At 39.7% G+C, this 17928-nt stretch carries 19 protein-coding genes; 8 read left to right on the forward strand and 11 right to left on the reverse strand.

The genetic code is table 11. From position 1 onward, the window contains the following. Positions 1-476: 476 nt before the first annotated feature. Genes BUC45_RS06205 through BUC45_RS06215 form a run of 3 tightly spaced genes read right to left on the reverse strand, consistent with a single transcriptional unit; the run spans position 477 to position 2302 of the window. Positions 477-1217: a hypothetical protein gene (locus BUC45_RS06205; RefSeq protein WP_296971026.1), complete on the reverse strand. Its 741-nt coding sequence runs from the start codon at positions 1215-1217 to the stop codon at positions 477-479. Positions 1218-1239: 22 nt separating this feature from the next. Further along, positions 1240-1689 carry a protein-export chaperone SecB gene (locus BUC45_RS06210; protein WP_296971027.1) on the reverse strand — a complete coding sequence of 150 codons (450 nt, stop codon included), beginning with the start codon at positions 1687-1689 and terminating at the stop codon, positions 1240-1242. After that, entirely contained in the window at positions 1679-2302 is a 624-nt protein-coding gene (locus BUC45_RS06215) for a hypothetical protein (RefSeq protein WP_296971028.1), read from the reverse strand. The genes BUC45_RS06210 and BUC45_RS06215 overlap by 11 nt, the downstream gene beginning before the upstream one ends. 396 nt (positions 2303-2698) lie before the next feature. Between BUC45_RS06215 and BUC45_RS06220 the strand changes: the two genes are divergently transcribed. The 6 genes from BUC45_RS06220 (at position 2699) to clpB (ending at position 7369) form a co-directional block, all read left to right on the forward strand. Then, positions 2699-2926, forward strand: a complete 228-nt coding sequence (locus tag BUC45_RS06220) for a DUF1659 domain-containing protein (protein WP_296971029.1) — start codon at positions 2699-2701, stop codon at positions 2924-2926. A gap of 46 nt (positions 2927-2972) precedes the next feature. Next, positions 2973-3188 carry a DUF2922 domain-containing protein gene (locus BUC45_RS06225; protein ID WP_296971030.1) on the forward strand — a complete coding sequence of 72 codons (216 nt, stop codon included), beginning with the start codon at positions 2973-2975 and terminating at the stop codon, positions 3186-3188. Positions 3189-3252: 64 nt separating this feature from the next. Beyond that, entirely contained in the window at positions 3253-3399 is a 147-nt protein-coding gene (locus tag BUC45_RS06230; protein ID WP_213974819.1) for a YvrJ family protein, read from the forward strand. A 36-nt stretch (positions 3400-3435) separates the two neighbouring features. Further along, on the forward strand, positions 3436-3945 hold the full coding sequence (locus BUC45_RS06235) for a peptidoglycan recognition family protein (RefSeq protein WP_296971031.1): 510 nt from the start codon (positions 3436-3438) through the stop codon (positions 3943-3945). A gap of 107 nt (positions 3946-4052) precedes the next feature. Continuing rightward, positions 4053-4652: a competence protein ComK gene (locus tag BUC45_RS06240; protein WP_296971032.1), complete on the forward strand. Its 600-nt coding sequence runs from the start codon at positions 4053-4055 to the stop codon at positions 4650-4652. Between the two features lie 137 nt (positions 4653-4789). After that, positions 4790-7369, forward strand: coding sequence for an ATP-dependent chaperone ClpB (gene clpB, locus BUC45_RS06245; protein ID WP_366749836.1), 2580 nt, complete (start codon positions 4790-4792; stop codon positions 7367-7369). A gap of 55 nt (positions 7370-7424) precedes the next feature. Here clpB and mgsA read toward each other — a convergent pair whose 3' ends face one another. The 8 genes from mgsA to BUC45_RS06285 form a co-directional block, all read right to left on the reverse strand. Then, positions 7425-7832, reverse strand: a complete 408-nt coding sequence (gene mgsA, locus BUC45_RS06250) for a methylglyoxal synthase (RefSeq protein ID WP_276790309.1) — start codon at positions 7830-7832, stop codon at positions 7425-7427. Between the two features lie 27 nt (positions 7833-7859). Beyond that, entirely contained in the window at positions 7860-8705 is an 846-nt protein-coding gene (locus tag BUC45_RS06255) for an ATP-dependent Clp protease proteolytic subunit (RefSeq protein ID WP_366749838.1), read from the reverse strand. A 124-nt stretch (positions 8706-8829) separates the two neighbouring features. Next, a complete protein-coding gene (locus tag BUC45_RS06260; protein ID WP_296971047.1) occupies positions 8830-10011 on the reverse strand; it encodes an ABC transporter permease in 1182 nt (393 codons plus the stop codon). Then, complete coding sequence (locus BUC45_RS06265; protein ID WP_296971048.1) at positions 10012-10695, reverse strand: ABC transporter ATP-binding protein; 684 nt, start codon at positions 10693-10695, stop codon at positions 10012-10014. 4 nt (positions 10696-10699) lie between these two features. Then, on the reverse strand, positions 10700-12337 hold the full coding sequence (locus BUC45_RS06270) for an efflux RND transporter periplasmic adaptor subunit (RefSeq protein ID WP_296971050.1): 1638 nt from the start codon (positions 12335-12337) through the stop codon (positions 10700-10702). A 159-nt stretch (positions 12338-12496) separates the two neighbouring features. After that, positions 12497-13684: a tRNA pseudouridine(13) synthase TruD gene (truD, locus tag BUC45_RS06275; protein WP_296971052.1), complete on the reverse strand. Its 1188-nt coding sequence runs from the start codon at positions 13682-13684 to the stop codon at positions 12497-12499. Beyond that, positions 13662-15047 carry an ATP-binding protein gene (locus tag BUC45_RS06280; protein ID WP_296971053.1) on the reverse strand — a complete coding sequence of 462 codons (1386 nt, stop codon included), beginning with the start codon at positions 15045-15047 and terminating at the stop codon, positions 13662-13664. Before BUC45_RS06280 ends, truD begins: the two co-directional genes overlap by 23 nt. A 24-nt stretch (positions 15048-15071) precedes the next feature. Further along, the gene (locus BUC45_RS06285) at positions 15072-15779 is read right to left on the reverse strand and encodes a nitrilase-related carbon-nitrogen hydrolase (RefSeq protein ID WP_296971055.1); all 708 of its coding nucleotides are present in this window, start codon (positions 15777-15779) and stop codon (positions 15072-15074) included. Positions 15780-16066: 287 nt separating this feature from the next. On the opposite strand from BUC45_RS06285, the gene BUC45_RS06290 reads away from it, so the two are divergent. Beyond that, positions 16067-17185 carry a polysaccharide deacetylase family protein gene (locus BUC45_RS06290; RefSeq protein ID WP_296971057.1) on the forward strand — a complete coding sequence of 373 codons (1119 nt, stop codon included), beginning with the start codon at positions 16067-16069 and terminating at the stop codon, positions 17183-17185. Between the two features lie 10 nt (positions 17186-17195). After that, positions 17196-17921, forward strand: coding sequence for a pseudouridine synthase (locus tag BUC45_RS06295; RefSeq protein WP_296971060.1), 726 nt, complete (start codon positions 17196-17198; stop codon positions 17919-17921). Positions 17922-17928 lie beyond the last annotated feature (7 nt).

The following is a 17928-nucleotide window of genomic DNA, read 5'->3' on the forward strand; positions in this document are numbered from 1 at the left end:
AATTTTGTGAAACATAAAACCCCTCCTATATATTTTTTGAATAAATAGGGACGGTTCCAAAATATTCAGGGACTATTTTAGTGAATAATCTGGAAGCGTCCCTAAAATCATTATAAAATCATTATATGTTTGTGCTGCATTCTTCGATTATATTTTATTCTATAATAGGCGTGGAATTCCTTCTTTTTTGACTGGAATCGTATTATTTTTAAAGATAAGATATTTTGGTTTATTCCTTTTATAATATTATAGCAGATCTTTGTTGGATTTTTTATGTGATTTATAAAAATACACTTTTAAGTTTTAAAAACCTCAAAGTGAAAGCTTTGAGGTTTTTAAAAAATCTATACCTTTTACGATTATAACTATACTGCAGTATATTATAGCTGGTTTTCTGTAATAAGATATTCGTGTTCAAGTTTCGTTATCTCTTCCATCCCAAGGAAGGAAACCAACCCCTTATGGTCTGTTTCAAATTATTTAAGAAATTTTTCAAGCATCTCGCATAAATCATCACATGACAATATCCTTACAAAATCATATCCATTAGCTTTTAACACTTGTCGGCAACTTTCAATATTTCTTCTACATGTAGCAAAATAAAAAAATATCGAATCATAATTTCTCTTTTTTTGATTAATAACATTTATTACTTCCAATTTTTTCTTGGCATCATCTGAGAAAGAATTCTTTTTACTTGGAGGACTATGTATGAATGTGTTAATATCAATTTTACATTCAATTACTTCTGCATAAAGAACATTGTCTTCGTGTAAATTATGATGTTTTGTAAAAACATAGAAAGCCACATCAAAATCCATATCGGAACATAATTCTCCGTTTATAGCAATTTTGCACTCACTTATCCTATTTAATCCTTCACTATTTAATTTGTATGGTCCAATTTTATAAACAATATAATCTAGTAGTTTGCCTTTGTTAATTTTATTATCATTATATTCTAGGAAAAGCTTTAGAAAATAATCAGTATTTGCTTTTACAGTTTTATCTGCTATTGCCAACGCTTTTAATCTTTGCTGCATTCTATTTATATCATAAATTCTGTTATTATCGGTTCTTTTTTTACAGGTTATCAGAATATCCATAGTAAAATAAAAAAAATCAGGCTGCGAAATTAGAAAACTGCCTAATTTATAATTAATGTTATCACTCATTGACCGCTCATCAATTTGGTGACCTTGGAAACTCCAATACATAACTCCCCCTCCTTTTTGAAAACTAAAAGACCTTATATAATCCAATATTCAGAGGAGGTAAACCCATTTTAGATGTTAAGTTGCTTATAATTTCGCGGCCGTAAGGCCAAGCATTTAAAGGAACATTCCTCTTAATGAACTCTTCAATAGCCCTATCTTCACACTCTTCTTTTACTTCATATATCAATAAAAACGACGATTCTATTTTAAATAGCTTTTCATTTTTATCATCTTCAAAAACATTTACATTAAAATTCGCTTCAGCACATATTGTTTTTTCATCTTTACTTTTTAAATTAAATGAAGGCTTAAAGTCCACTTTAGCTTGTCCTGGACCTAGTTGTTTAAATATATCACTGTTTAATTGGCAGTTTAAGCTACATAAGACAATTCTTTTTAGTTCAATGCATTTGATTAACTTATTATACTCTTCTTTTACCAATAAAAGCACCCCACTTTTATCAAGCTGCATAAGAGCCATCGTTTGAAGGGCTCTTCCCACCTTTATATTCATTTAAATTATAGAATTCGAGCTTATTGATTGTTTCTTCTTGATTTGTTACAAGTTTTTTTGCGAAGCCTTTAAGTAAATATAATGCATCTTCAATCCAGTCAATCATGTCACTATAAATATCAATTTCCGGGTTCATTCTCTTAAAATTATCATACTCTTCTTTTAAAATATTGATTATTTCATTTAGTTTAGCTAATGAAGATTCATTTAGCTGCATCATCAACTCTTCGAAATTATTTAAGTAAAATAAATCGAAGTCAAAGTCCTGCAAAAAACTGTCTACTCTAGATAACAAATAATCTGTATCTTCTACTCGATGTCTTTTGATCAGCTTCATTTTCAAGCTTTCTAATTCATCAATAAGGAATAAATAAAAATCATGAATTATTAAATAATTTACTGATATTGCTTTGCCTTCAAAATCACGCACTTCATATTCTTTTATATTATTTATATCATATTTTATAATACTCTTTTCACCAAACAACATGTTGTCATCCCCTATGGTTAAAACAATAATATAATTATCAAAAAATTTTCTGTCTAGTAGATAGCTGATATTTAAATTCATTTTACCATGATTCTCCTTTATTGTCTATCTTTATGATCATGCTTCTCTTTGTAATAAATTATGCAGCAAAAGATGAATTATGATATCAATAAATATTTTGGAACCGTCCCTAAAAATTGGTCTCTAAATATTTACTATTCATGGTTTTGGTGTAAGCAGGTTATTTAGGTTTATTAGAATGGCACGAGTTACTGCTGCTGCCTATATTTGTCAAGCTGACTTGCTTAAAAAATAGTCCGGTAAAGCCGGGCGGCTTATCTACTTAAGGCTGCTGGGCTTTTTTGTTTTTTCTTGTATTCCCATATAATGAAACCACAAACACGCCGCAGCAGTTTTTTGAAGGAGGTGGTCTGAGATTTTAAGCGGTGTGGGGAAAATGAAGGGAGGTGAAAAAATATGGCGATAGTTTCAACACCGTTAAACTCTAGTCTTCGCATCGTTGTGGTAGCCGGTAAGGATGAGAATAATAAAACCATCTATAAAACCAGGTCTTTCAACAATGTAAAGACTAGCGCCGCTGACGAGGATCTGATGAGCATAGCGACTCAGTTAGCAGACATTCAGATTCATCCGGTATATGCGTTTCGCCGGACAGTGGAAAGTGAACTTAGCGAAATAGTCTAGGAAATGGTAAATCTAATCTATAAAATCTTGAGGGGAGGTGAAAAATGTGGATACGAATCTGGAGCTTGTTTTTAGGAATACGGCAGGCAAAAGTGCCAAGATTTCGGTGCAGGACCCTAAGGATGACCTTACTGCCGATGAAGTCCAGGCCTTGATGGATAACATTGTAGCAAAAAATGTATTTGAAACGGCCGGCGGCGACCTGATTGAAGCGGTAGAAGCCCGCCTTATACAGAAAGAAGTTGTACAGCTTATCGGTTAGTTAGAAAAATCTCGGCCGGGCACTGGATGTGTCCGGCTAAACTACTATGGAAAGGAGGATTTTTATGGATGAGTTGGTTGCTCATGTAGCTAATGTGGGATTTCCCATTGCCGTTTCCATTTACCTTTTGGTAAGAGTGGAAACTAAGATTGAAAGCCTCACCTGCAGCATCTATGAGCTGGCCAAGGTTATCGAAGGCATAAAGAATTAGTTGGAAAAATATCATTAATTTTAGAGGAGTGGTCATATGGAAAGACTTTACCCGAGATTTATAGTAATACATCATACGGCAGGTTTCGATGTGCCGGCGCTCACTATAGATAAGTACCATGCCGAAAGGGGTTTTGGCATAAAGATTGCCTCACCTAAGCCTCTGGTGGAAGAATATGCAAGGAGAGGTTTTAAGTGTGTTTCGGACGGAGTTATAGTAAGTATTGGATATCACTATCTAATCCGAGCCGATGGTTGTGTGGAAAAAGGCAGGCCGGATTTTGCAAGGGGAGCTCACTGCACAGCTCAGAGCATGAATTTTCAATCTATCGGGGTAACGCTCACCGGCAACTTTGACTCCAAGGACAATCCTTCCGGCAAGAAAGGGCATATTGCACCTACGGCAGGGCAAATTGAGGCTTTGAAAAAGCTCGTTTTTTACCTGATGGAGATATATCAGATTCCAGAGGAGAACGTAATCGGGCATAAGCAGGTAAGGAATGCTTCCACTAGTTGTCCGGGAGATAGGTTTGAATTTAAGGTATGACGCCGCCTATATTTTTTTACCTTGACATCGAACATATGTTTGGTTTATAATGGAATTGCTTTCGCCTCTTGCAAAATATTTTGATTACTATGTTGGGGGTATAGTTTATGGATATGAAAGAGATTTTAGAGAATGGCCTTGCTGCTTTGTTCCCGGTATATAATGAAGGCAATGTTACTATGATTTTTACCGGTGACGGCGAACAGTTATTGGTCAGAAGAACCTGTAAAACGGTTTTAAAAAACCTGGCTAGGTTTTATGGTATAGACCTTACTGCGGTTCGAGAACACTACGGCAATTTCATCAATAAGAAACAGGGTGTGCCCATCCCTATGGCAGTTAATCTGTTGCTTATACCGGTCAAGGTCAGAAAGAGTCCCCTGGGCGAAAATGACGGTACTTTTGGGTATGTGAACTTTCGGGAGATTAAACAAGTTGCCGATGCTGCAGATGGAAAATGCAGTATCACTTTTCGATGTGATAAAAGCCTTCTTGTGCTTGTGAGCCAATCCACTATGAGGGAATATATGAAAAATGCGCAGCTTGCGGAAAATATTTTCCTAAATCAGCATTTTCACGGATATGATGAAGCTGTAGGCAGGTCTTGGGAAAACTCGTTAGAGCATAATGAGGTATTGCTTAGGGAGTATCTTTTAAAACTACTGATGGAAATAATTGATTTGCAAAGGAATCAGGCCTTAAAATAGGGCCTGATTTTTATTTTTGAGTTTTATTAAAGTTGTAGGTCTAATAGTCTGAAAATGGCTTTAAAAAATATTGACTTTCTTTGACCTTTGTAGTATTATAGAATAAGAAAAAACAGGAAGAAAGGATGGTGACAGCCTTGGATCTTAATAAATATACTCAAAAATCTCAAGAAGCCATTTTGAATGCTCAAAATCTTGCATTAGAGCATCATCATCAGGAAATGACTTCAAAGCATTTACTTCACGCCCTTGTATTTCAGAAGGACGGTATTGTACCGCTGATTATAGAAAGAGCGGGAGTCAATATCAATCAAGTTAAATCATTGGCCGAAGACCTGTTAAAACGTATACCTTCGGTTCACGGTTATGATGGACCATTGGCCATGAATGCAAATCTTGCCAGGGTTTTTATCCGGGCAGAGCGCGAAGCTCAAAACATGAAGGATGAATTTGTAAGTGTCGAGCACCTGCTTCTGGCATTGTTGGAAGAAGGTGACACAGATGTAAGGAATGCCTTAAAAAAGGTAGGCCTGGATAGGGTAGCCATACTGACAGGTCTAAAACAAGTTCGCGGCAGTCAGCAGGTTACCAGTGAAAATCCCGAAGCTACTTATAATGCTCTTGAAAAATACGGCCGAGACCTTACTCGCTTGGCTCGCGACGGCAAGCTTGACCCGGTTATTGGTAGAGATGACGAGATAAGGCGGGTCATCGAGATTCTGTCAAGACGAACAAAAAACAACCCTGTTCTCATAGGTGAAGCCGGCGTAGGAAAAACTGCCATAGTAGAAGGTCTTGCCCGACGCATCGTGGCAGGGGATGTTCCGGAAGGATTAAAGAATAAACAGATAATAGCCTTAGATATGGGCTCCCTTATAGCCGGAGCAAAATTCAGAGGAGAATTTGAAGAAAGGCTTAAGGCGGTTCTACAGGAAGTGCAGGAGTCGGACGGTCAAATCATACTCTTTATCGATGAGCTTCATACCGTAGTCGGTGCCGGTGCTGCCGAGGGGGCTTTGGATGCCGGGAATATCTTAAAACCCTTGTTGGCACGCGGAGAGCTTAGGGTTATCGGTGCTACCACTATTGATGAGTACCGTAAATACATCGAAAAAGATGCTGCTCTTGAACGCCGTTTCCAGCCGGTAATGGTCAATCCCCCATCGGTGGAAGATACTATTTCCATCTTGAGAGGCCTTAAAGAAAGATATGAGGTGTTCCACGGTGTCCGGATAAAGGACAATGCCATAGTCGCAGCCGCAACACTTTCAGATAGATATATCACCGATCGTTTCCTGCCGGACAAGGCTATCGACTTAATGGATGAAGCTGCGGCTCGCCTTCGCACTGAAATTGACAGCATGCCCGTAGAACTTGATGAAATAAAACGTAAAATAATTCAGCTTCAGATTGAAGAAACTGCATTGAAGAAGGAAAAGGACGAAGCATCGCTTAAGAGGCTTGAAAAGATACAAGAGGAAATGAGGAAACTGCAAGATGAGTTTGACAGGCTAAATGTCCTGTGGCAGCAAGAAAAGGAAGAAATAAGCAGGATTCATAAAATAAAATCGGAAATTGAAAAGGTAAAGCTTGAAATTGAAAAGGCAGAACGTGAATATGACCTTAATAAAGTTGCAGAGCTTAAGTTCGGAAGGCTGAATGAACTTGAAAGGCAGTTAAAAGCTGAAGAGGAGGCCATCCGACAAAGGCAGAAAGAAGGCGGACTTTTAAAGGAAGAGGTAGACGAGGAAGAAATTGCAAGGGTGGTCAGTCAGTGGACCGGTGTTCCCGTTGACAAGCTCCTTGAAGGTGAAAAAGAAAAGCTGCTTCACCTGGAAGATATACTGCACCGCCGGGTAGTCGGTCAGGATGAAGCGGTTAAGGCCGTTGCAGATGCCATACTGCGTGCCAGGGCCGGTATCAAAGACCCGTCAAGACCTATTGGAAGCTTTATATTCCTCGGTCCTACCGGTGTTGGCAAGACTGAACTGGCTAAGGCTTTGGCGGAGGCCTTGTTTGATGATGAGAGAAATATTATCCGGATAGATATGTCTGAATACATGGAAAAACATGCAGTCTCAAGACTTATAGGAGCGCCTCCGGGATATGTGGGCTATGAAGAAGGCGGGCAGCTCACTGAAGCTGTGCGCACACACCCCTATTCCGTAATACTCTTTGATGAAATTGAAAAGGCTCATAATGACGTATTTAATGTGCTTCTCCAGATATTAGACGACGGTCGGCTTACCGACGGCAAGGGCCGTACCATAAACTTTAAAAACACCGTATTGATTATGACATCGAATATTGGAAGTCAGGAAATTCTTGAATACCAATCCTCGAGAGATAAAAACTTTTCACAAATTAAAGAGAAGGTTTTGAATTTATTAAAACACTACTTTAAACCGGAGTTTTTAAACCGCGTTGATGAGATAATAGTATTCCATCCCTTAGAGCCTGAGCATGTGGAGAAAATTGCCGAGCTGCTTTTGAATAATTTTGCTCAAAGGGTAAAGAATACTGCAGGAATTAATTTGACATGGTCGGAAAAATCCGTAAGGTATTTAGCTGAGAAGGGCTATGATCCGCTGTTCGGAGCTCGGCCGTTGAAGCGGCTAATACAGCAAGAAATAGAAACACCTTTAAGCCGGAAAATTATTGAGGGAGTAAAACCCGGAGAAGTGATAAACATCGATGAAATCTTAAAAGTTGGTTGAGGGTTTATTAAGACAGTAAAGGCAGTTCCTTAGTTTCGGAACTGCCTTTCTTTTTTTACTGTAAAGTCGGATTTATAATTTTTCTCCAGTCCAAATCTCCCCGCATCAATCCTTTTATAAGTATCTCCGCTGTTGCGATGTTAGTTGCCAACGGCACATTGTGAACATCGCACACTCGAAGGAGTGCATTTATATCAGGTTCATGAGGCTGAGAAGTCAACGGATCCCTCATAAATATTACCATATCTATACCTTCGTCAGCTACCATCCCGCCAATCTGCTGATCCCCGCCCAAAGGCCCGGATTGGACGCGTTCAACCTTCAAGTCTGTTGCTTCCATTATCCTTTTGCCTGTGGTGCCTGTTGCATAAAGCTTATGAGGTTTTAAGATGTCTTCATAAGCAATAGCAAACTCTACCATCTTCTCTTTTTTTGCATCATGTGCTATAAGTGCTATATTCATATATACAACCCCCGTTTTTAATTTTTGCTAAAACCGTCTATGTGTTCTGCGATCTATGACACCATGTTCTACCGATGGTGTAGCTTGTACAGGCTGCGGAAACAGATTCATGAGCTGGTATATTTCGGGCGGAACATCTGTGCTTACATTAAGGCCCAGTCCGCGAGCCACATCTACATTTATTGGGAAATCATGTGTCCAAATGCCCTGTGTCAATATCTCTGCTATGTTTTTCTTCTCATCGAAAGAATATCTGTCCGGAAGCAAATCCAGTATGCCATTTTTCAGCTGACTTATAGCCTTCTGGGAAATATCCGCTAAAATCAGCGTTTCATCACTGATGCTTGCCATAGGCTTTTGTTTTAGGACATTAACAATCGATGGAGCAGGATACTGGCCTAACTGCGGGTCTACCGGGCCCAGCATGGCATTATCTCCCATAACTATCTCGTCGGCGGCCAGTGCGATTAGAGTGCCGCCGGACATGGCATAGTGGGGGATAAACACTCTAACTTTTCCCTTATGCAGTTTTAAAGCTCTGGCTATTTGAAGTGCTGCTAATGCCACTCCTCCCGGGGTATGCAAGATCATATCTATGGGCATATTGGGGTCAGTCATCTGTATTGCGCGTATAATTTTTTCCGAATCATTGATATCAATATAGCGCATTACCGGAAAACCCAGTATACTCATGGTCTCTTGCCGATGTATAAGGGTAATTACTCTGGATTTGTTTTTTTCTTCGATTTTAGATATCAATCTTTGGCGCGACATTTTTAGCATTCCCTGAGTAACTACAGGCTGCAATGCTGAAATCATAAAAAATAACATTAGCATATCAAGAAACATTCTTACACAGCCCCTTTCTTGCATATTCTTTCCTACATTATATCAGATAACCAGTTTTTGGGCAAAGCAAATGACAGCATCTGCTGTCATAAGGCCAAAGGGACGGTTCCAAAATATTCATGAATATTTTAGAACCGTCCCCGATTATTCATTCGTATCGCAATGCTTCGATAGGTTTTAGGCTGCTGGCTTTGTTGGCGGGATATATTCCGAAGAATACTCCGACCAGCATGGAAAAACCAAAGGCGATGGCTGTCACTGAGTAGGTTGTTTTCGCATTTATTCCAATTAACTGGGCTATTCCCCTGCTTAATAAAACTCCAATGATGATGCCTATGATTCCACCGATGCCGCTGATTACCAGCGACTCTATCAGAAACTGGCTCATTATATCCCGCTTTCTTGCGCCAAGGGCTTTTCTGATACCTATTTCCCTTGTGCGCTCAGTTACAGACACCAGCATAATATTCATAATTCCGATTCCGCCGACCAGAAGTGAGATAGCCGCAATACCGCCCAACATCATAGTAAGTGTTCCCGTGGTCTGGTTTATTGTATCAAGCATCTCAGTCTGGTCAAGAATTCTGTAGCTTTGAAAATCGCTATCGGAGCTTGTCTTAAACATGCGGGAAAGCTTGGAGGATATTTCTTCAGTTGCTTGGCTTACAGTATCCTTGGATGCGGCTTGGATATATAGTACTCTTACGCCTCTGCTCTGTAAAAGCCTTTCGGCTACGGTTATCGGAATGTATATCTCTTCATCGTTGGATCCCATCATGGAGCTGGAAGATTCAAGAATGCCGACTACTTTAAAAATCTGGCCTCCTATTTTTACTTCCTGCCCGATAGGATTTACTAATCCGAAAAGGTCTTCTGCTATTTGTGAACCAAGAATCGCTACTTTTTGGCGCATGTTAACATCGGCCGGTGTTATAAATCTGCCCTGTGACAATTTGTAGTTTCTTACAGTCAGAAAGTCGGCATTTGTTCCTTGAATCTGAACACTGCTGTTTTTGTTGGCGTGTTTTACCGTAGCATTTCCGGTCACTACCGGGGCCACCCCGCTGATGTAAGGACTTTCCGCAAATTCCATGGCGTCTTTATAGCTTAGGGTGGTATTTGCTCCTCTTCCCATTATATTTACGGTAAGCAGGTTTGAACCTAAGCTTTGGATTTGTTCGGTTACCTGCGAAGTGGCTCCCTGACCTATGGAAACAAGAGCAATAACCGATGTTACTCCTATAATTATGCCGAGCATGGTTAAAAACGACCGCAGTTTATTATCTAAAATGCCTCTTAGGGCTATTTTTATGGTCTGGAGTGTATCCATTTATCCGACCACCTTTACATCATTTACTATTTTGCCGTCTTGAATGTGGACATTTCTTTCGGCTTGATTTGCTACACTTATATCATGTGTTATAAGGATGATAGTTTTTCCGCTTAAATGCAATTCTTTTAATATCTCCATGATTTCGCGGCCGGATTTTGTATCAAGGTTGCCTGTGGGCTCATCCGCCAATATAATCGGCGGGTCCGTAGACAGTGCTCGAGCTATGGCAACTCTCTGCTGCTGACCTCCGGAAAGTTCGGATGGTTTATGGTGTATCCTGTTGCCCAATCCTACTGCATTTAGCATTTCAACGGCACGCTCCCTTCTGACCGAGCCTTTTTTCCCCGCATAGGTAAGCGGCAGTTCCACATTTTCCACTGCATCAAGCTTGGGAAGCAGGTTGAAACTCTGGAATACAAATCCTATATGCCGGTTGCGTATGACTGCAAGCTGATCATCGTTTAGCTTGGATATATCTTTATCTTCAAATATATATGTACCATCGCTCGGCGTATCAAGGCATCCTAAAATATTCATCATTGTTGATTTTCCTGAGCCGGAGGGACCTACAATTGCCACGAATTCTCTGTTTTCGATTTGCAGTGTCACGCCGTCAAGTGCGTGCACGGCTGTGTCACCTCTTTTATATATTTTATAGATGTTTTCTAAGCTTATAAGCATATGATTACCTCCGATTACCCATTCCACCGCCACCACCTGACGGCATTGGTCCCATCGGTGCCATTTGGCCTGCAGGTTGGTTGTCAAATCTGGTGCTGTTGCTGCTGCTTGTAGAATTAGATAGTAAAACTCTGTCTCCTTGCTTTACGCCGCTTACAATTTCTACATACTCATCGTTGCTGATGCCGGTCTCAACTTCCACCATATTGCTCGAAGACGTTTCTCCGTTATTTGAGGCCAGCATAACATAGCTCTTGTTATTTCGATATTGTATCGCTGTTATAGGCAGCATAAGGACATCTTGTTTGCTGGCTACGACCATCTCCACATCAACAGTCATGCCTGCTTTAAGTTCATCAACTTTATCTGTGGTTATTGTAACATCGAAAGTTGAAACATTGTTTTGGCTTTGACCCTGCTCTGCAATTTTTTCTACCCGACCCTCAAATACCTGATCCGGTACGGCCTCTGCCGTTATTTTAACAGGCATGCCAATCTCAACATTGTTAATGTCAAGTTCATCTACAGGCAATACTACCTGCATTTTTGCATAGTTTACAATAACCGCTGCAGGGTCGCTGCTGGAACTGCTGCTTGTGGACGGCCGGATCAGATCACCTTCTCGAACGTTTTGCTCTATAATTGTTCCATCTATGGGAGAATATACAAGAAGATTTTCTAATTGAGACATCTTGGATTTAAGGTCAAGTTCAGCCTGCTGTAAAGTTAACTGCTGTTTTTCTATATCCGTATTGATATCTTTTAAGTCCAGCGAAAATAGCTTCTGACCTTTTTTGACTACTTCACCTTCTTCAGCATATATCTCTTTAACCTTCGAGGATATTTCCGACTTTACATCCACTGCTTCTTCCGGCTCAACCAGGGCCTGTTCCATGCCTTGTTCTTTACCGCTGTCGGTAATAACATACACTTGAACCGCTGTATCCTTTCCATCAACGTAATAGTTGCTGTTCATGGTAATGGTTACATAGTAGTAAATGCTGCCGGTAGATGTAAGTGTGCCTACTGTATCGGTTTTTGTTACTTCGCCTTCTACGGTATATATGGGATCTAAAAACATAACTTCGGCTTTTTGCCCCTGCTTTATATTTTTTATCTGTGACGAAATAAAGGGCACTTTAACCTGACATTTGTTTTGATCTTGTATGGTCGCAAGCACGCTGTTGGCATTTACCGAATCACCAACCTTTACATCAACAGATTTTACGATGCCGTCTTCAGGAGCATATATTACGGCTTTTTGTTTTTGTTCATTTATCTCTTGCAGGTTAATCTGCTGTTGTATCAGGGAAAGTTGAGATTTTTCAAGACTTATTGAAAGGTCTTCATCCTCTAATTCAAAGAGCAGATCACCTTTTTTAACAACATCTCCTTCTTCAAAGTATACTTTTTTTACGGTGCCGTCTACTTTCAGATTAATGGTTTCCTGCTCCATGGGTAAAAGCGTGCCCGAGCCTTTTAAAACCACTTCTAAATCTCCTTTTGTAACTTGGGCTGATGATACTTGCTGTGCCGCTGTTTTTCGCATTGAACTGTTTTTTTGTTTCCAAAAATACCCGGTAAAAATCACTGCAATAATTAAAACACCTATTACTGCTATCTTTATAACTTTTTTTGACAAACGTTCTTCCTCCCTTAAGGTGACAAGTAGTAGCTCCTTTGTCCCCTTTCTTTAAAGTAACTCAAATTAATTTTAGTTTATCCTTTAAAAGCGGATAAATTGTGATGGAAATATGGGATTTTGTGGTGAACGAGAAAAACGTTCCCGCTACCCCTCTAATTAACTCTCTAAGCTTTTTACCAGCATGGTAGCAAAGCTTCCGGGCGGGAGGATAAATCTTATCTTAAGTTTTAGATATCCGGGGTAAATATCATCTTTTGCAAAAGATTGCAGGAGATCTGATGAATCAAAAGGAACCGTCCCTAAAAATTGGGGGATGGTGATGGCGGGGCGGGGGAAGGTTTTGAAGAAGGATTTTCGGATTTTGGTAAGGTTGAAGTCGGATGGTTTTAGGTTCCGCTCGGAGAGGACTTCTAGGACAGCGTCGGTAGCTTTGGAATCTCCTAAGATTTTGTAGGATACGGTTGGGATGTTGAGCTGCTTTAATGTATTTAAAGTATTTTCTTCAAGGGTTTCATAGAAGTAGTAGTCCATAATCCTTCCTTTTATTTTGATGGGGTTTGTTATATATTGGAGGAGTATGCGTTCTAAGCTTTGATTCCACAAAAAGCTTTGATATGCAGAAAAATGCATTGAAAGTTCTTCTTTCGGAATGGCATTGATGGCTTTTACTAATTGATATTTACTTTCTCCCTTGGTAAGAATCTTTACAATGTCTTTTTCGGCTGCTGTGCGGCATAGGGGGAGTATTGCCTGCCAGTCTCCCCACTGTTTTTCTATTGCCCTTTTTCTTTCCTTCTCTTTGCCTCTGTCTTCCGGGTATATGCTGGTTAAGTAAAGTTTCAAGGCACCCTTGTAATGTTTTCTTATAATCCTTTCCGCTAAAAACTCTTCAGGATTTATTACACTGCCAAAGCGCTGATCATCAAAGTAATTTGGAAAGCCGTAGCGGGCAACTTCATTTAAGCGCTTTGCTACTGATGTTTTTTGTGCTGTCGGTATTTTCCTAAGTGTCAATTCAAAGTAATTTCCTTTTAATATTGCGGGAGATACATAGTCATCCGCAAAACCTATAAAGGTAAGCTTGATTTTTGGCATATTGAAAGAAAGGTCATACTCCCTGGGCACGGAGATATATTGATATGTGAGAGCATGCCGGTCTTTTCGGCCTCCATATCCTATCCGTGCCATGGGCATCTTGTTTTGCCGGGCAATAGCCAAAAGTGCATCCATGGTATTCCAATGGCGTTTTTCCAGAAGGTATATGCGGTATGCACCATCATCCTTGATTTCTAAATCTATCAGTTCCTTTACGATAAAGTCCTCAGTTGTTGCTTTTATTTTCAATTACATCATCCTCTTTATTACTTGCCATTTTGCCCAGCAGGTCTTCTACAAACTGTTTGGCGGTTCGGCCGGAGCGGCTGTTATGCCAAAGCTCCCATTTTAGTGCCATTTCACGAAGTTGTTTGGGCTCTATGTTTATACCTTTGCTTTCGGCTATGCCCTCGACTATGTCAAGATATTTTTCCTGGTCGGGAGAAAGGTATACTACCGTAATGCCAAAGCGATCCGATAGGGAAAGTTTTTCTTGAAGCGTATCCTGGGCTTTTGCCTCATCTTCGGCCCGGTCACTGTGAAATTCCCGGATAAGATGGCGGCGGTTAGAGGTTGCGTATATCAGTACATTTTCCGGAGCCGGTTCCAAACTTCCTTCCAGAATGGCTTTTAAATACTTGTATTCTGTCTCGTGTTCTTCAAAGGAAAGGTCGTCTACAAAAATAATAAAGCGGTAGGGACGGTCTCTCAGTTCTGCAACGATATTGGAAAGGTCTATTAACCGGTCTTTGGTTACTTCCACCATTCGCAAGCCATCTTCTCCGAATTCATGGATTAATGCCTTAATCGTAGAAGACTTGCCGGTGCCTCTGTCCCCGTATAGCAGCATGTTGTTTGCTCCAAAGCCTTGGACAAACTGTCGGGTATTTCGCAATACTTCATTTTTCTGTTCTTCATAACCGATAAGGTTTTCCAACAGAATGGGGTCCGGTTCCGGTATGCCAACAAGTTTGCCGCCGTTTTCGGTATCTACCCATTTGAAAGCCCAGTATCTGGCAAACTTTCCACAGCCCGTATTCTTATAGAATTTTGCCAAGTCGCTGATATTTTTATTCCAAGCCGGGGAATTATTCAACAGTATTTTTATTTTTTGTTTTTGTTCATAATAGGTTTTGGGGTATGGAAAAGATTTACTGCCTTTCATAGTAAGCATTGCGGTAAAATCTGTGCATTGAGCTGACTTTTCTTGTATATGGGAAGTAAATGCCATAAAATTGAAATCGTGTAATATCTTCAATAGCGCTAAATCCCTTTCTGCAAGTTCTATAAGCGGCTGCTCTATTTCATGTAATCCGATTTTTTCACATCTGAGGCTAAAAGGGTTTTCATCTGCAAGAATAAGATTTAAGATATGGTCTTGCCAAAGGTTGCCCACTAAAGGTTCCCCACAAATTTTGTTTTCTTCTATAAGGCTGCTTAAAAAATCGTGGTATACTGAAACAAGAGCCGGTATAGGCTTTTCTTCCGAGGTAATTTCAAGCATTTTTAAATATTTCTTAACAATTTGGTCATTTAGAAGAAGGTTTCTATAAATAACCAGGGAATTTGCAGCTAGCTGTGTGTCAAATATTTGTTGTTGAATTTTATTCATATGTATCTCCTTTCAATCACTGTGTTAATTAGCTGTTATGTCATTTAGTACCGGATTTTGACCTCTGGCTCTTTCAACCAGGCCCACATCTATAACAGTCGTTAAAATTTCGGGGCTCTCATCACTTTCAGCAAGTATTTTGCCCCAAGGGTCTACAACCATAGACATGCCTGAACATGCACCGGTCCGGGGTTTGCCCGCAGAATTTACTGCTACAACAAAAAATTGATTTTCAATGGCTCTTACTATGTTTAAAAGCTTCCAGTGAATTTCTCGAAGCTTCGGCCATTTTCCTAAAACAAAGAGAACTTTTGCACCTTTAAGAGCCGACTGTCTTACAACTTCTGGAAATCTTAAATCACAACCCGGGATAATCCCACAGCTGATGCCGTCTAAATCAAATATACAGCTTTCGGGCTGCATTTCATTAGCTTGATTACAGCTTGCAATAATATGACCTTGTCTGTCTACCGCATATGCGGTATCAAAGGTGCAGGAAGTCACTATATTGACGGAGTTTTGCGCTGCCAGCTTTTGTAATTGATTTACGGCAGCGGCTTCCTGCTCATTTGAGCCGGCTGCCAAGATTGCAGGCAGAACCAGCACATTAGGCTTTTTTCGACGGTTTAAAGCCTTGCTTATCATGATTTCGGCTTGACTCAAATTCGCCTTAAAATCGCGGTAAATTGTATCAGTTTGAAGTAATGATATCTTTAGTTCAATATGTTCCAACTTATATCCGCTTCCTTTAAAAGATTAATCAAAAAGCTTTACTCGATTATATCAAAAATAAAGCGCTTTTGTATAATATTTCTGCAAAATTTATGTTATTTACTCTGTGTTGGCAATGTGATAGGATACTGTTTGAGCATATAAATTTCGAAATTAAAAATCAGATGTGCAGTCTATTGTTGCTTATGTCATTGATTTTGAAAGGAGCATGTATAATTATGCAGTTTTTGCGACATTTTAAACTTCAGCAATCGAAGAATATTGTTTTACTTTTATTATCGTTTTTTATGCTCACTTTAAATTTTCCCGCACCTTCATTTGCTGCACAGAATTTACCGACAGAGCAAAAGGACTCGTTGACTGTTCTATGTTATCATCATATTGTTCCTGAGGAATCACCGATAAATACGAATGCTATTATTTCTGTTTCGGAATTTGAGCAGCAGATGAAATATCTATATGAACATGGTTATTATACTGCAAAATTAAATGATATTGAGGAGTTTTTGTATACCAAGAAGGCACTTCCGGAAAATACGGTGCTTATTACATTTGATGACGGTTATGAATCCAATTATACATATGCTTATCCCATATTAAAAAAATACGGTTTAAATGCATTAATTTTTTTGATAGGCGGCAGCATAGAAAGTAAGCCGCAAGACTTAAAAATCATCCCAAAGCTTTCTTTTGACCAAATACGTGAAATGACCGACAGCGGTCTTATAGAGTTTGGCAGCCACACTTTTAATGCTCATTATCTTATAAATGAAGAATCTGCTTTTGTTGCTATGAGTCAGGAGTTGTTATATGAAGACTTTGACAATATGAATGAATTTTTCGACCAAATCGGCTCTCCGAAAATCAAAAGTATTGCATATCCTTATGGCAAGTTTAATGAGATGTCAATAGCCGCTTCAAGGTTAAACGGCTACAGCCTTGGGTTTACTGTTAATCAGGGTTTTGTATATCAAGATGCTTGTCCCATGGCTTTAAATCGGATAATTGTGCTGCCCGGTACGACTTTGGAGAAATTTAAAGTTTTAATTCACGATAATTCTTTTGTTCTTCCGGAATACTTTGACGGTTCAGTCGTGCTCCGCTTGGATTCTGCAACTGCGTATCGGAATAAAAGGCCGGTGCAGCTGGATACTGCCGCAGCTTTTGTAGATGGAAAATTTACGGCACCGCTGAATTTCTTTGTGAAAAATTTGGGGTGGAATCTGCTTTGGGATTCTAATTCGCATAAAGTTACAAAGCAGCTCACCAATCAAACGGAAAAATGGTTTACGGTTCCAACTTATTTGGCAGGCGAACAGGTAATGGTGCCCGTAAGGGAACTGGCAGAGGCCATGGGATACGAGGTAATATGGCATCAGGATGATAAGACAGTTGAAATAAAATGAGGTGTAAGCAATGAAAAGTCAAAAACCTGCACGCATCGATAAAATCCTTGCTTCATGCGGCTACGGCAGCCGAAAGGATGTTAAGAAACTTATTAAATCGGGCCAAGTGTCGATAAACGGTGTGATTATCAATGATGCCGGCACTTTGGTGAATCCCTCTCTTGATGAGATAATCGTGGCAGGGGAATGTATTTTGTATGAAGATAATGTATATATTATGATGAACAAGCCCCAGGATGTTGTTTCTTCAACCTATGATGATTTTGAAACAACTGTCATTGATTTGCTGGAAGGGGAATATTTCCATCGAAAACTATTCCCGGTAGGCAGGCTTGATAAAGATGCCGAAGGGCTTATATTCTTAACCGATGACGGTAAGATGGCCCATCGGCTTCTGTCACCTAAAAATCGGGTACCTAAAACCTATTATGTAGAAGTTCGGGGAAGGCTTGATGAAAGTGATATTAAAGCCTTTGCCGCAGGTATGGAACTTGAAGATTTTACGGCACTACCTGCAGAACTTGATATTTTGGAAAAAAATAATATTTCAAGTGCATATGTTACCATATATGAAGGCAAATTTCATCAGATAAAGCGGATGATGAAGGCCAGGGGTAAGGAGGTTATTTATCTAAAGCGGCTGTCTCTTGGGCCGTTAAGGCTCGATGAAGAGCTTGAGCCGGGCATGTGGCGCAAGCTCACAAAGGAAGAATTGGATTTGCTAAGAGCTATTTAAAGCTCAC

It is taken from the genome of Tepidanaerobacter sp. EBM-38 (assembly GCA_001896545.1).
In the GTDB taxonomy this organism is placed as follows: Bacteria; Bacillota; Thermosediminibacteria; order Thermosediminibacterales; family Tepidanaerobacteraceae; genus Tepidanaerobacter.

Excerpts from the sequence above, each read along its gene's own strand:
- BUC45_RS06240 (WP_296971032.1), top strand. The coding sequence starts at position 4,053 with ATGGATATGAAAGAGATTTTAGAGAATGGCCTTGCTGCTTTGTTCCCG.
- BUC45_RS06290 (WP_296971057.1), top strand. The coding sequence starts at position 16,067 with ATGCTCACTTTAAATTTTCCCGCACCTTCATTTGCTGCACAGAATTTA.
- BUC45_RS06230 (WP_213974819.1), top strand. The coding sequence starts at position 3,253 with ATGGATGAGTTGGTTGCTCATGTAGCTAATGTGGGATTTCCCATTGCC.
- BUC45_RS06280 (WP_296971053.1), bottom strand. The coding sequence starts at position 15,047 with ATGAATAAAATTCAACAACAAATATTTGACACACAGCTAGCTGCAAAT.
- mgsA (WP_276790309.1), bottom strand. The coding sequence starts at position 7,832 with ATGAATATAGCACTTATAGCACATGATGCAAAAAAAGAGAAGATGGTA.
- BUC45_RS06265 (WP_296971048.1), bottom strand. The coding sequence starts at position 10,695 with ATGCTTATAAGCTTAGAAAACATCTATAAAATATATAAAAGAGGTGAC.
- BUC45_RS06295 (WP_296971060.1), top strand. The coding sequence starts at position 17,196 with ATGAAAAGTCAAAAACCTGCACGCATCGATAAAATCCTTGCTTCATGC.
- BUC45_RS06235 (WP_296971031.1), top strand. The coding sequence starts at position 3,436 with ATGGAAAGACTTTACCCGAGATTTATAGTAATACATCATACGGCAGGT.
- BUC45_RS06260 (WP_296971047.1), bottom strand. The coding sequence starts at position 10,011 with ATGGATACACTCCAGACCATAAAAATAGCCCTAAGAGGCATTTTAGAT.
- BUC45_RS06220 (WP_296971029.1), top strand. The coding sequence starts at position 2,699 with ATGGCGATAGTTTCAACACCGTTAAACTCTAGTCTTCGCATCGTTGTG.
- BUC45_RS06215 (WP_296971028.1), bottom strand. The coding sequence starts at position 2,302 with ATGAATTTAAATATCAGCTATCTACTAGACAGAAAATTTTTTGATAAT.
- BUC45_RS06255 (WP_366749838.1), bottom strand. The coding sequence starts at position 8,705 with ATGCAAGAAAGGGGCTGTGTAAGAATGTTTCTTGATATGCTAATGTTA.
- BUC45_RS06205 (WP_296971026.1), bottom strand. The coding sequence starts at position 1,217 with ATGTATTGGAGTTTCCAAGGTCACCAAATTGATGAGCGGTCAATGAGT.
- BUC45_RS06210 (WP_296971027.1), bottom strand. The coding sequence starts at position 1,689 with ATGCAGCTTGATAAAAGTGGGGTGCTTTTATTGGTAAAAGAAGAGTAT.